The 13,094-nt window shown below is 60.3% G+C and carries 12 protein-coding genes; 2 read left to right on the top strand and 10 right to left on the bottom strand.

The features are described from left to right. Positions 1-414: 414 nt before the first annotated feature. Entirely contained in the window at positions 415-1,896 is a 1,482-nt protein-coding gene (mltF, locus tag BLW36_RS05910; RefSeq protein WP_091386088.1) for a membrane-bound lytic murein transglycosylase MltF, read from the top strand. Positions 1,897-1,955: 59 nt separating this feature from the next. On the opposite strand, the gene BLW36_RS05915 is transcribed toward mltF, so the two are convergent. The 6 genes from BLW36_RS05915 to mtnP are packed head-to-tail and all read right to left on the bottom strand — an operon-like array spanning position 1,956 to position 7,294. Then, positions 1,956-2,588, bottom strand: coding sequence for a TIGR04282 family arsenosugar biosynthesis glycosyltransferase (locus BLW36_RS05915; RefSeq protein ID WP_091386090.1), 633 nt, complete (start codon positions 2,586-2,588; stop codon positions 1,956-1,958). Then, positions 2,581-3,255, bottom strand: a complete 675-nt coding sequence (locus tag BLW36_RS05920) for a TIGR04283 family arsenosugar biosynthesis glycosyltransferase (protein WP_170833134.1) — start codon at positions 3,253-3,255, stop codon at positions 2,581-2,583. The genes BLW36_RS05915 and BLW36_RS05920 overlap by 8 nt, the downstream gene beginning before the upstream one ends. Continuing rightward, positions 3,252-4,736 (bottom strand): dihydrolipoyl dehydrogenase family protein, encoded by a 1,485-nt coding sequence (locus tag BLW36_RS05925; protein ID WP_244506141.1) that lies wholly within the window; start codon positions 4,734-4,736, stop codon positions 3,252-3,254. Before BLW36_RS05925 ends, BLW36_RS05920 begins: the two co-directional genes overlap by 4 nt. 10 nt (positions 4,737-4,746) lie before the next feature. After that, positions 4,747-5,430 (bottom strand): TVP38/TMEM64 family protein, encoded by a 684-nt coding sequence (locus tag BLW36_RS17490; RefSeq protein ID WP_244506142.1) that lies wholly within the window; start codon positions 5,428-5,430, stop codon positions 4,747-4,749. Between the two features lie 11 nt (positions 5,431-5,441). Beyond that, positions 5,442-6,389 (bottom strand): arsenosugar biosynthesis radical SAM (seleno)protein ArsS, encoded by a 948-nt coding sequence (gene arsS, locus BLW36_RS05930; RefSeq protein ID WP_091386094.1) that lies wholly within the window; start codon positions 6,387-6,389, stop codon positions 5,442-5,444. 5 nt (positions 6,390-6,394) lie between these two features. Then, a complete protein-coding gene (mtnP, locus tag BLW36_RS05935; RefSeq protein ID WP_091386096.1) occupies positions 6,395-7,294 on the bottom strand; it encodes an S-methyl-5'-thioadenosine phosphorylase in 900 nt (299 codons plus the stop codon). Positions 7,295-7,614: 320 nt separating this feature from the next. Between mtnP and gloA2 the strand changes: the two genes are divergently transcribed. After that, positions 7,615-7,998: an SMU1112c/YaeR family gloxylase I-like metalloprotein gene (gene gloA2 / locus BLW36_RS05940; protein ID WP_091386098.1), complete on the top strand. Its 384-nt coding sequence runs from the start codon at positions 7,615-7,617 to the stop codon at positions 7,996-7,998. 129 nt (positions 7,999-8,127) lie between these two features. Here gloA2 and sucD read toward each other — a convergent pair whose 3' ends face one another. The 4 genes from sucD to odhB form a co-directional block, all read right to left on the bottom strand. Continuing rightward, positions 8,128-9,000, bottom strand: coding sequence for a succinate--CoA ligase subunit alpha (gene sucD, locus BLW36_RS05945; RefSeq protein WP_091386100.1), 873 nt, complete (start codon positions 8,998-9,000; stop codon positions 8,128-8,130). 2 nt (positions 9,001-9,002) lie between these two features. Then, positions 9,003-10,169, bottom strand: coding sequence for an ADP-forming succinate--CoA ligase subunit beta (gene sucC / locus BLW36_RS05950; RefSeq protein ID WP_091386102.1), 1,167 nt, complete (start codon positions 10,167-10,169; stop codon positions 9,003-9,005). 177 nt (positions 10,170-10,346) lie between these two features. Then, a complete protein-coding gene (gene lpdA / locus BLW36_RS05955; RefSeq protein ID WP_091386103.1) occupies positions 10,347-11,789 on the bottom strand; it encodes a dihydrolipoyl dehydrogenase in 1,443 nt (480 codons plus the stop codon). 89 nt (positions 11,790-11,878) lie between these two features. Next, a complete protein-coding gene (gene odhB, locus BLW36_RS05960; protein ID WP_091386105.1) occupies positions 11,879-13,078 on the bottom strand; it encodes a 2-oxoglutarate dehydrogenase complex dihydrolipoyllysine-residue succinyltransferase in 1,200 nt (399 codons plus the stop codon). Positions 13,079-13,094: the final 16 nt, after the last annotated feature.

Below are 13,094 nucleotides of genomic sequence, written 5' to 3' on the forward strand. Positions count from 1 at the left end.
GTTTGCCTCTTGTCTGAATGTGAACCTGAATCAGGTTAGAGACCCCGCGCCGCAGAAGATCGCGCAGGGCCCCGGGGATTGGAGGGGCGCAATTGTACCCGATGCATCGCCACTCCAACACTGTCCAGCGGCACTTGTGCGCGTAATGATCGTCCAACATTCCAGCGAGTGCAGCGCGGCGCAAAAAATGGCGCGCTATTGATGCTCGCGCCAAACTCAACCGGAGGAGGCCTACTAGAATTACCGGATAGATGCAACTCCACAAGTCACGTCGCCAATCGGCCAGTTTGAGCAAGTTGTCACCAAATAAGGTAAAATTGGCGATCTTTTTACCGGCCCGCCGCTCAGGATGAGCACTGCCGGTATCCGCTGGGATAAAAGCGATAACAGCTAATGGACTAGAGGGGACTGTATATGATCATGAAAAGCCGCTTGCTGCGCTACAGCCGCCGCCTGCTGAAAGGCCTGGCCCTGGCTTGTTGCGCCTCGCTGCTGGTGGCGAGCAAGGCACCGGACATGCTGGAGAACATCAAGGCTTCCGGCAAGCTGGTCGTGCTATCGCAGAACGGCCCCACCACCTACTACGAAGATGCCTCAGGCACCCACACCGGGTTCGAATTCGGCATGCTGCGCGCCTACGCCGAAGAGCTGGGTGTGGAACTGGAGATTCGCGACGTCCACGACCTGGACCAGATGTTCGACCGCCTGCGCGACCCCAAAGAGGGCGCCCACCTGGCCGCCGCCGGTTTGACCGTTACCCCGGAGCGCCGTGAGCAGGTGCGCTTCACCCCCTCCTACTTCGAAATCCGTCAGCAGGTCATCTACCGCCTCGGCGAGGAGCGCCCGCGCAAATCCAGCGACCTGGAGGGCAAGAAAATCGCCGTTATCGCCGGCAGTGCCCACGCCGAGGAAATGCGCAAACTGTCCCACCGCTATCCCGGTCTGCAGTGGGAGGAATTGTCCGAAGTCGGCGCCATGGAACTGGTGGAAATGGTCGATCAGGGCAAGTACAACTATGCCGTCGTCGATTCCAACGCCTACGCCGTGCACCGCGGCCTCTACCCGAATACCGCCATCGCGTTCAATCTAACCCAGTTCCAGCCGGTTGCCTGGGCCTTGCCACAAAGTGATGACGACAGTCTCTACCGCAGCGCGCGCCGCTTTATGCTGAGAGCCAATACCAGCGGCCTGGTGGCACAGTTGCGCGAGGAGTTCTTCGGCCATGTGAGCAAGCTGAACGCCGGCGGCGCCCAGGCCTTCGCCAGGAACAGCCGCGAGCGGCTGCCACAGTGGCGTGAAACCATGCAGAAAGTCGCCGACGACTACGAGCTGGACTGGCACCTGCTCGCGGCACTCAGCTATCAGGAGTCCCACTGGAATCCCCGGGCCAAATCCCGCACCGGTGTGCGTGGCCTGATGATGCTGACCCGCAATACCGCGCGCGAACTGGGCGTCAACCGCCTGGATCCGGAGGAGAGCATTGAGGGCGGCGCCCGCTATATAAAGCAGATCCGCGACAAGATCCCCGAGCGTATCCGCGAGCCAGACCGCACCTGGATGGCGCTGGCGGCCTACAACGTCGGCTACGGCCACCTTGAGGACGCGCGGGTGCTGACCGAGAAGATGGGCGGCAATCCCGATCTGTGGGCCGATGTGCGCCAACACCTGCCGCTGCTGGCCAAGCGCCAGTATTACAAGAACACCAAACACGGTTACGCCCGCGGGTGGGAACCGGTCACCTACGTGCAGAACATCCGCCACTACCAGGCACTGCTGACGTGGAACAGCCGCATCGAAGAACAGCGCCTGGCCGCCGCCAATGAAGATAACGCCGAAGCACTGGCCGATAGCAGCCAGGTCGACGCGGAAGCGGCCGGCGCTGCCTCTGCGCTCTAGTCCTGCCCCGTTAGGAGCGGCCCACCGCTCCTACTAAAATCCGTAGCGGCCTGCGGCTCCTACAAATCCTGTTTCCAGGAATCCGGCAGTAATTCCAGATCCCGCGGCTCATCGATATCCGCCAGCGTTTCCAGCCACTCGCACTGTATACCCAGCTGATCCAGCCGCTGCCGCGTCTGCTGCGCCACCACTGCGGTGCTCCAACGAATATTTTCAAATAGCCCGGCCTCGGCGCGGTTCAGTCCGAACAACGCGTAGCCGCCGTCGCGGGTTGGATAAATGACCGCATCGGATTTCCGCAGCGTGGCAGCAGCCCTGCACAACCGCTCGGCGGACAGTTGCGGGCAGTCGGTGCCGAGCAACAGTACCGACTCGCCGGCCTCGCGTGCCCGCTTAGCCGCCCGCCAGAGCCGTTGCCCCAGATCACCGCCGCCCTGGCCGGCCAGCACTACGGCTTCCGGTAACGCCAGGGATTGCCAGTATTCGTGTTCGCTGTCCGGCGCCACACACAATTCGACGCGCCCCAACTGCGCCTGCACACACTGTTGCAAGGTGCGCTGCAGCATCCGCTCGGCCAGCGCCGCCGCGCCGTCCGCGCCCAGAGCCGGAATCAGCCGTGTCTTGGCGAAACCGGCGAGCGGTGCCTTGGCAAAAATAATCAGGCGCAGGGCGCTGTTCGAGAACTCAGTCATAGCGGCGGGCGAGTAACTCGGCGGGCACACCGCGCCAGTAGGCGAAACGCAGCCGCCACATCAGCAGCACCGTCCGCACAACGCCGTATTTCTGCCAGCGGCGCCCGGATGTCGTCGCGCGGGTACCGATACACGCGGGTCGTGAAATTTTCCGCAACCGCTTGCTGAGCTCAATATCTTCCATCAGCGGCTGCACAGGGAAACCGCCCAGCCGCTCAAACAGATCGCGGCGCACAAAAATGCCCTGGTCACCGGTGGCAATACCGCTCAACCGCGAGCGCCAGTTGATGAGCGTCGCGATCACGGGGAACCACAAGCTGTCGCCACTGATACGCAGATCGAAACGCCCCCAGTGACAAGCTGTTGCGGAAGCCTGCCGGATTGCCTCCAGTGCACCGGGCGGCAGGCGGGTATCCGCGTGCAGAAACAACAGCCAGTCACCGCTGGCAATGGCAGCACCGGCATTCATCTGCCGCGCCCTGCCGCGCGGCGCACTGATCACATGCAAGCCCGCAGCGGTGGCCTGCTCCACACTGCCGTCGCTACTACCGCCATCCACCAGAATCACTTCACAGCCCGCCTGCTCGTCCAACGCGCGCAGGTGCGTACTCAGTTCCGGCAACTGCTGCCGCTCGTTCAGCAGCGGCACCACGATGGTGCAAGTCACTGGCCGCGCCTCCAGCGGTGGAAACGTTCCAGCCAGCGCAACAGTTTTTCCGGCGCGTGCGCGCGCTTCCAGTTGCCCGCCGCGTATTTGTTGGCCTCCGCCATGGTCGGATAGATATGAATGGTGCCGAGGAGTTTGTTCAGGCCGAGACGATGTTTCATCGCCAGGACGAATTCGGCGATCAACTCCGCCGCGTTCTCGCCGACGATGGTAACACCGAGAATCTTGTCCTTGCCCGGAGCAGTCAGTACCTTGACGAACCCCTGCGCGGCACCGTCGACAATGGCGCGATCGAGATCGTCGATTCCATAACGGGTAACTTCGTAGGGAATCCCCCGCTCTTTGGCCTGCTGTTCATTCAGGCCGACGCTGGCCACTTCCGGCTCCACGAACACCGCCCGCGGCACCAGCGAGTAATCCACGGCAAACTTCTTCAGGTCGCCGAACAGGCCGTTGACCGCCGCATACCAGGCCTGGTGTGACGCCATATGGGTAAACTGGTAGGGGCCAACCAGATCGCCGGCGGCGAGAATATGCGGATAGCGGGTACGCAGGAACGGATCCGTGTACAGCTTGCCGTCCTCGACAATACCCAGCTCTTCCAGTCCAAAACCGGACCCCCGCGCCCGCCGCCCCAGCGCCAGCAGCAGGTGATCGAATTCCAGCTCCAGCTCGCCGCCTGGACCGCGCAGACGCACGCTGCCGGCTTCTGTCAATTGGGTTTCGTTATTGTCAAAAGCGAGGGCTTGGTGTGCGGTCAGTACGGTAACGCCGTCGGCGCTCAGCGCCCGCTGCACCGCGTCCGACACATCGCTATCTTCCTGCGGCAGCAGTCGATCCGCCATCTCCACCAGCGTAACCCGGGAGCCCAGCCGCGCGAATGCCTGCGCCATTTCACAACCGATGGCGCCACCGCCGAGCACCAGAAATTTGTCCGGTACCTGCTGCAGGTTTGCGAGGCGTTCCCACAGCGTATCGCTGGTGACGTAGCCGACCCGCTCCAGCCCCGGTAGCGGTGGCACCAGCGGTTCGGCACCGGTGGCGACAATGATCGCACGCGCCGTCAATGTCTGCGCGCCACCGGCATTCAGGGCAATTTTTACCGTCCAGGGATCGACCAGCTGCGCGCGCCCCTGCAGTACCTCCACGCCCAGGTCCGTATAGCGTTCCACACTGTCGTGCGGCTCGATGTCGGCGATCGACTTGCGCACATGCGCCATCACGGCGGGAAAATCGATTTGCGGTGCGGCCAGACGCACACCGAACCTGGCGGCGTCGCGCACCTGTTGTGCGACGCGCGCAGTCTTGATCAATGCCTTGCTCGGCACGCAGCCGCTGTTCAGGCAGTCACCGCCCATGGCGCCGGCTTCGATCAGTGTGACCTTGGCTTTTACTGCGGCGGCGATATAGGCGCTGACCAGTCCGGCGGCGCCGGCGCCGATAACGATCAGGTTGCGGTCGAACTTTTTCGGTTTGCTCATCGGTGTGGGTTCAGGCAGCGCTGCGGTGGCGCTTGAGCCAGTTCAGAATGAATTTTGCCAACAGGGGGAAAATCCCCAGCAGCGCGAAGGACAGCAATAACTGTGGCGACAGAATATCGCCGAGACTCTCCACTCGCCCCAGTTGCGTGCCCGCATTCACATACACGATAGTCGCCGCCAGCATCCCCACCTGGCTGACCCAGTAAAAAGTCCAGGTCTTGATACGGGTGAGTCCCATCAGAATATTGATGACGAAAAACGGGAAGACCGGTACCAGCCGCAGTGCGAACAGATAGAAAGCACCCTCCCTCTCGATACCGGCATGGACTGCAGCGAGGCGCTTTCCGAAACGCCTGTGCACCCAGTCCTGCAGCAGATAGCGGGCCACCAGGAATGCCATAGTCGCTCCAATACTGGACGCAAAAGACACGATCACCGTACCCCAAAACAAGCCGAATATCGCACCGGCCGCCAGTGACATGATCGCCGCACCGGGCAGGGAAAGCCCGGTGACCAAAATATAAAACAGCGTAAATAACAGCCCTACGAGAATCGGAGAACCCTGCCGCCACTGCTCAAACTGCGTATGCCCGGCCTTGAGATTTTCCAGTGTCAACCATTGGTGCAGGTCGAAAACATAAAAGGCCACGCCCAGCGCAACCAATATCGCAACCAAGACAACTTTTTTTCTCATGCAAAACTCGCCTAGAGTGCGCCACCGCAACTACTGCCCTGCCCGGCAGTACAGCCGTAGCAATGGTCCGCGACACGAATCGGCGAGTTCCGCAGGTCCTGCCGCAGCAGATCGCGCAGGTGCATGTTGCCCGGCACGGCGACACCCAGCTGCTGATTGAAATCGCAGTCATAGAGGTTGCCCTGCCAGTCCACGCTGACCAGGCTGCGACACATCACCCCGTCCAGATTCGCTGCGCTGTAACTGTCCCGCAGCAGTTGCATGTAGTCGGCAAACTGCCCCTTGGAAACCAGCGTGGAGCCGAAGCGCTTGATCGGCATGTTCGCCAGTGCAAACAGGTGATTGAAGACGATACCGAAATGTTCGGACAATTCGCGCCGGTAGTCCGCCTCCAGCATTTGCTGGTTTGGCGGCAGGAATGGGCCCTGCGGGTTGTAGACCAGATTCAGTACCAGACCGCTGCCCGGCTTGCCGTAACCGAGCGCATTGAGTTGCTGTAATGCGGCGATGCTCTTGTCGAAAACGCCCTTGCCGCGCTGCTTGTCGACATTATCGAGCGAATAGCAGGGCAGCGAGGCCACCACCTCGACCCGATTTTGCGCCAGGAACTCGGCCAGATCCTCCTGACCCGGTTCGAACAGAATCGTCAGGTTGCAGCGGTCCATCACGTGCACGCCCTGCGCCCGCGCCGCCCTGACCAGGGCACGAAAGCCCGCGTGCAGCTCCGGTGCACCGCCGGTGACATCCAGCGTGGAGATTTCGCGCGCGCGCAGTACTTCACTGACCAGCGCCAGGTTTTCCTCGCTCATCATTTCGGTACGTGTCGGACCGGCATTTACATGACAGTGCACGCAGGTCTGATTGCAGCGATAGCCGATATTGACCTGCAGTGTGTCGATCTTCTCGCGACGCAACGCAGGAAAATCCGATATTTCGAGTAGCGGCAGTGTTTCATGCATAGCTGTCAGGTCTCCATTTCTTCCGGCTCAACTACTGTCGCGGCAAGGAATGGTTTTATTACAGCTGCCTTCTGTTCCGACATTGCGGCTACCGGCGTCACCAGCCCGCTCGCCAGCGCGGTATGGGCCACAGACTGCGGCTTCTCTGCCCCCAGCAGGCGAATCGCCTCGGCGGCTATCTGCTGCGCTCGGGCGGCATTCTGCTGCAGGTTGGCAATGGCCACTTCTGCTGTAACCGCCTCTTCGCGGGGATGCCAGCAGTCGTAATCTGTGGCCATCGCAAGAGTCGCATAGGCAATTTGCGCCTCGCGCGCCAATTTGGCCTCGGGCATATTGGTCATGCCGATCACTGCGGCGCCCATGCTGCGATACCAATGGGATTCCGCACGGGTGGAGAACTGCGGACCCTCGATACAGATGTAGCTGCCGCCGCGGTGCAATCGGATCGGCTGGTCGGCCTGGGTCGCCTCAAAGGCACGCGCCAGGCAATCTGCCACCTCCGGGCATACCGGGTCGGCCATGGAGACATGGGCGACGGCACCGTCGCCAAAGAAGGTGTTATCGCGCTTGCGGGTCATGTCGATGAACTGGTCCGGAATCAGCATATCCAGCGGGCGCACCTCTTCCCGCAAGGACCCCACCGCGGATAGCGACAGGATATAGCGCACCCCGAGCTGGCGCAGCGCGTGGATATTGGCCCGGTAGGGTACTTCGGAGGGAATCAGACGATGGCCGCGACCGTGGCGGGCGAGGAAGGCAACGGGCACACCATGCAACTCACCGGTAACAATGCGATCGGAAGGGGAACCGAAGGGCGTCTCCAGATTATGCTCCTGTACATTGCCCAGCCCCTGCATCTCATACAGACCGCTGCCGCCGATGACACCAATCACTGCTCTGGCCATGCCCGCTCCTCGATCATCTGTTTTCGCCGCAGTATAGGAGTGACCGCGAACCCTGTATATCGTTCTGAGAAACCACTAGGTTAACGCAACATTGAAGATGCCGCTAAAATCGAAGGCCACAGGTACCATTGCTCGCATCCTGAAAGTCGCGACCGCATCGCGCCGCTGGCTGGCTCCGACGTCAACACCGGCACGGCTGCAGAAACAGTGTACGAAGCGAACTTAACAGCGGATCAGCCGGACGGCCGCAATGGCGGCATAGCGCGAAATGCAAACCGTATCGACAATACGGTGACACTGACGAGAATTGAGGAGCAACAGTGCTAGAAGGCATCCACCACGCGGCAATCATCTGTTCCGACTATCCCCGCTCCCGTCACTTTTACAGTGAAATCCTGGGGCTGCGGATTGTCGCCGAAAATTATCGCAGTGACAGGGACTCGTACAAACTGGACCTGGCGCTACCCGATGGCAGCCAGGTTGAACTTTTCTCATTTGCGCAAGCACCGGAACGTCCCAGCTATCCGGAAGCGCAGGGCTTGCGCCACCTGGCATTCCGGGTCGGCTCGATCGAGGATGCGGTGGCACGCCTCTCTGACGCAGGCGTTGCTGTCGAACCTATCCGCACCGACCCCTACACCGGCAAGCGCTTTACTTTCTTTGCCGATCCGGACCAGTTGCCGCTCGAACTCTACGAATCCTGAAACTGCCGATATGGCGCCAACTTCCGGGCATTCGTCCGAAAATTTCCCACTCCATTTGCTCGACAGGCATTCGCCAGACACAAAAAAAGCCGCCCGAGGGCGGCTTTCTTGAACTGGGCGGTAAACGACTTACCAGCCAGTTACTTCCTTCAGCGCGTTGCCGATCTCGGCCAGGGAGCGCACGGTTTTTACACCGGCGTCTTCCAGCGCGGCGAACTTCTCGTCCGCGGTGCCCTTGCCACCGGAGATGATCGCGCCGGCGTGGCCCATGCGCTTACCGGGAGGAGCAGTTACACCAGCGATATAGGAAACCACCGGCTTGGTGACGTTTTCCTTGATGTAAGCCGCAGCTTCTTCTTCCGCGGTGCCGCCGATCTCACCGATCATAACGATCGCTTCGGTCTGCGGGTCATTCTGGAACATTTCCAGGATGTCGATGAAGTTGGAGCCCGGGATGGGGTCGCCACCGATGCCCACACAGGTGGACTGGCCGAAACCGTGATCGGTAGTCTGTTTCACCGCTTCATAGGTCAGGGTGCCGGAACGGGAAACGATGCCCACTTTACCCGGCTTGTGGATGTGACCCGGCATGATGCCGATCTTGCACTCACCCGGAGTGATCACGCCCGGGCAGTTCGGGCCGATCAGGCGCACGCCCAGCTCGTCACACTTCACTTTGGCATCCAGCATATCCAGCGTCGGGATACCTTCGGTGATGCACACGATCAGCTTGATACCGCCGTTGGCCGCTTCCAGGATGGAATCCTTACAGAAGGGAGCCGGTACATAGATCACGGAGGCTTCCGCACCGGTCGCTTCTACCGCTTCTTTCACGGTATCGAAAACCGGCAGGCCCAGGTGTTCCTGACCGCCTTTACCCGGAGTTACACCACCAACCATCTTGGTGCCGTAGGCGATCGCCTGCTCGGAGTGGAAAGTGCCCTGGGAGCCGGTGAAGCCCTGGCAGATGACTTTGGTGTCTTTGTTAATCAGTACAGACATGATTATTTACCCTCCGCCGCTTTAACCACTTGCTCAGCCGCGTCGGTCAGGCTGGTGGCCGCGATAATGTTCAGACCGCTGTCGCTCAGTACCTTGGCGCCCAGGTCTGCGTTGTTACCTTCGAGGCGAACAACAACCGGAATTTTTACGCCGACTTCCTTCACCGCGCCGATCACACCTTCCGCGATCATGTCGCAGCGCACGATGCCGCCGAAGATATTGATCAGAACTGCCTTCACGTTTTCGTCAGACAGGATGATCTTGAACGCTTCAACAACGCGCTCTTTGGTCGCGCCGCCGCCAACGTCGAGGAAGTTGGCTGGCTTGCCGCCGTGCAGGTTGACGATGTCCATGGTGCCCATGGCCAGGCCAGCGCCGTTGACCATGCAGCCGATGTTGCCATCGAGGGCTACATAATTGAGGTCCCACTTGGCCGCGTGTGCTTCGCGCGCGTCGTCCTGAGACGGATCGTGCATTTCACGCAGGTCAGCGTGGCGGTACAGCGCGTTGCTGTCGATCACTACCTTGGCGTCCAGGCAGTGCAGGTTGCCTTCGGTGGTGATAACCAGCGGGTTGATTTCCAGCAGCGCCAGATCCTTCTCTTCGAACATCTTGGCCAGGCCAAGGAAGATCTTGGTGAACTGCTTGACCTGGGTCGGGTTCAGGCCCAGCTTGAACGCCAGCTCGCGTGCCTGGTACGGCTGCGCACCTACCAGCGGGTCGATGGTGGCTTTCAGGATTTTTTCCGGAGTCTCTTCCGCTACCTTCTCGATTTCCACGCCGCCTTCGGTGGAAGCCATGAAAACGATACGACGGGTGGAGCGATCGACTACCGCGCCCAGGTACAGTTCCTGGTCGATGTCGGTGCAGCTCTCTACGAGGATGCGGGAAACCGGCTGGCCGTTTTCGTCTGTCTGATAAGTTACCAGGCGCTCGCCCAGCCACTTCTTGGCGAATTCTTCAATTTCCGCCTTGGAATCCACCAGCTTTACACCGCCGGCCTTGCCGCGGCCACCGGCGTGTACCTGGGCTTTTACCACCCACTTGTCGCCGCCAATCTCATCTGCCGCCGCTGCTGCCGCTGCCGGGGTTTCCGCTGCAATGCCTTTGGAAACCGGCAATCCGTATGCTGCAAACAGTTGTTTGCCCTGATACTCATGCAAGTTCATAGTCAATACCAATTCACATTTGAAATGTGTTTACCAATTGCAGATTACTCTGCACCTAAGAACAAAATTCAAAATTTCCGTCGTTGCAAATTTCGAATTTCGCAAATGAAACCGGGGCGGCCAATTCAATTTTGGCTAGCGCCCCGACATTGAAGCTCTCGCTTACGCTATTTGCGCTTACTTGCGCTTCTTGCGATTTGCGATATGGATCGCGTGACCGTTCACCGCCAGCGCCGCTTCTTTCACGGTTTCTGACAGGGTCGGGTGACCGAAGACGGTCATGCCGATGTCTTCGGCGCTGGAGCCGAATTCCATCGCAATCGCTACCTGTTGCACCAGGTCTGCCGCAGACGGGCCGACGATATGGGCACCCAGCACGCGATCGGTTTCCGCGTGCGCGATGATTTTCACCATACCGCCAGTTTCGTTGGCGGCCACGGCGCGACCGGACGCTACGAACGGGAAGACGCCCACATTGTAGGGCTCGCCGTCTGCTTTCACCTGCTCTTCGGTGCGACCAACCGCGGCGATTTCCGGGTGCGTGTAGATCACGTTCGGAATCACGTCGTAGTTCATCATCGGCTTCTGGCCGGCGATGCGCTCGGCCACCACAACGCCCTCTTCAGAGGCTTTGTGGGCCAGCATCGGGCCACGCACAACATCACCAACAGCCCATACGCCCGGTGCAGAGGTCATGCACAGATCGTTGACATAGATGAAGCCACGCTCGTCCAGCTTCACGCCGGCGTCTTCGGACAGCAGACCTTCGGTGTACGGGCGACGACCCACACACACGATCAGCTTGTCGAAGGTTTCCTGGTGCTCTTTACCGTCTTTGTCTTCGTAAGTGACAACGACTTCTTTGCCTTTTACTTCCGTGCCGGTAACACGGCACGACAGGCGGATATCCAGACCCTGCTTCTTCAGGATCTTCTGGGATTCCTTGGCAATCTGCTGATCCATGATGGCCAGGAAGCTGTCCAGGGCTTCCAGCACCACGACATCGGAACCCAGGCGATTCCACACGGAGCCCAGCTCCAGGCCGATTACGCCGGCGCCGATCACGCCCAGACGCTTCGGCACGGAGGTGAATTCCAGTGCACCGGTAGAGTCGACGATGATCTTGTTGTCCACCGGGGCCGGCGGGATATTTACCGGTACCGAGCCGGAAGCCAGGATGATGTTATCGGCCTCGTAGGTCGTGGTCTTGCCGTCGTGGTCGGTAACCTCAACTTTCTTACCCGCCAGCAGCTTGCCGGTGCCTTCGATGGAGGTCACTTTGTTCGCCATGAACAGGCCGGCAATGCCACCGGACATCTGCTTCACGACGCCGTCTTTGCGCTCGATCATCTTCTTCACATCGATCTTTACCTTGCCGGTATCGATGCCATGTACGTCGAGGGCGTCTTTCGCTTCGTGGAATTTCCAGGAGCTGTCCAGCAGCGCCTTGGACGGGATACAGCCAACGTTCAGGCAGGTACCGCCGTTGACGACTTTGCCGTCCTTGTTGGTCCACTTTTCAACACAGGCAGTTTTCAGGCCGAGTTGCGCCGCGCGGATTGCTGCTACGTATCCCCCCGGACCGGAGCCAATTACGATTACGTCAAATTTTTCCGACATGATCAGTTCCAGATATTTGTGAATTCAGGTCAGGTCGGCGCGGCCCCTGCCGCGCCGTGTGCCTGCAAACAGGCACCCTTACCGGCGATTTATACTTCGAGGAGGATGCGCGCCGGGTCCTCGATCATCTCCTTGATCGCAACCAGGAAGCCAACCGCTTCCTTGCCGTCGATCAGGCGGTGGTCGTAGGACAGCGCCAGGTACATCATCGGCAGGATTTCCACCTTGCCGTCTACCGCCATCGGACGCTCCTGGATCTTGTGCATACCCAGGATGGCGGTCTGCGGCGGGTTCAGGATCGGGGTGGACAGCAGGGAACCGAACACGCCGCCGTTGGTGATGGTGAAGGTGCCGCCGGTCATCTCTTCGATGGTCAGCTTGCCGTCGCGGGCACGGACACCCATGTCGCGGATGGAGTTTTCGATATCCGCCAGGCCCATGTTTTCCGCGTTGCGCAGCACCGGTACCACCAGACCCTTCGGCGAGGATACGGCCACACCGATATCCTGATAGCCGTGGTAGACGATGTCGTTACCGTCGATGGACGCATTCACTGCGGAGTAGCGCTTCAGCGCTTCCACCGCGGCCTTCACAAAGAAGCCCATGAAGCCCAGGCGGGTGCCATTGTGCTTCTTCTCGAACAGGTCCTTGTAGTTCTTGCGCAGGTCCATGACCGGCTTCATGTTCACTTCGTTGAAAGTAGTGAGCATGGCGGTGGACTGGGAAGCATCCAGCAGGCGCTCAGCGATACGCTTGCGCATGCGGGTCATGGGTACGCGCTTCTCGACGCGCGCGCCCGGCGCCACGGCGGCTTCGGCGGCGGCAGCCGGTGCAGCGGCGGCAGCCGGAGCGGTACCCGCCTTCATCACGTCTTCTTTCAGAACGCGACCGCCCTTGCCGGAGCCTTCGACGCCGGCCAGGTCAACGCCCTTCTCGGCCGCCATCTTCTTGGCGGACGGCATGGCGATTTTCTCGCCTTCTGCAGCCGGAGCTGCCTCGGCCGCGGGTGCTTCCGCCGGCTTCTCTTCCGCCGGTGCGGCGCCAGCACCGGCGCCCTCTTCGAATTTGGCGATCACTTCGTTCGACAGGACGGTATCGCCCTCGCCCTTGATGATTTCGCTAAGGGCGCCGTCTGCAGGCGCGACAACTTCCAGTACGACTTTGTCGGTTTCGATATCCACGATCAGTTCATCGCGGGACACGGCTTCGCCGGGCTGTTTGTGCCAGGTGGCAACGGTGCCATCCTGAACGGATTCCGGGAAAGTTGGCGCTTTAATCTCGATCGTCATTGTTCCTGTTTCCTGA

The organism is Microbulbifer marinus (genome assembly GCF_900107725.1).
GTDB classification, from domain to species: Bacteria; Pseudomonadota; Gammaproteobacteria; order Pseudomonadales; family Cellvibrionaceae; genus Microbulbifer; species Microbulbifer marinus.

Coding starts and splice junctions, on each gene's coding strand:
- mltF (WP_091386088.1), top strand. CDS start 415: ATGATCATGAAAAGCCGCTTGCTGCGCTACAGCCGCCGCCTGCTGAAA.
- BLW36_RS05925 (WP_244506141.1), bottom strand. CDS start 4,736: ATGAGCAAACCGAAAAAGTTCGACCGCAACCTGATCGTTATCGGCGCC.
- lpdA (WP_091386103.1), bottom strand. CDS start 11,789: ATGTCGGAAAAATTTGACGTAATCGTAATTGGCTCCGGTCCGGGGGGA.
- BLW36_RS05915 (WP_091386090.1), bottom strand. CDS start 2,588: ATGACTGAGTTCTCGAACAGCGCCCTGCGCCTGATTATTTTTGCCAAG.
- sucD (WP_091386100.1), bottom strand. CDS start 9,000: ATGTCTGTACTGATTAACAAAGACACCAAAGTCATCTGCCAGGGCTTC.
- sucC (WP_091386102.1), bottom strand. CDS start 10,169: ATGAACTTGCATGAGTATCAGGGCAAACAACTGTTTGCAGCATACGGA.
- arsS (WP_091386094.1), bottom strand. CDS start 6,389: ATGCATGAAACACTGCCGCTACTCGAAATATCGGATTTTCCTGCGTTG.
- BLW36_RS17490 (WP_244506142.1), bottom strand. CDS start 5,430: ATGAGAAAAAAAGTTGTCTTGGTTGCGATATTGGTTGCGCTGGGCGTG.
- odhB (WP_091386105.1), bottom strand. CDS start 13,078: ATGACGATCGAGATTAAAGCGCCAACTTTCCCGGAATCCGTTCAGGAT.
- mtnP (WP_091386096.1), bottom strand. CDS start 7,294: ATGGCCAGAGCAGTGATTGGTGTCATCGGCGGCAGCGGTCTGTATGAG.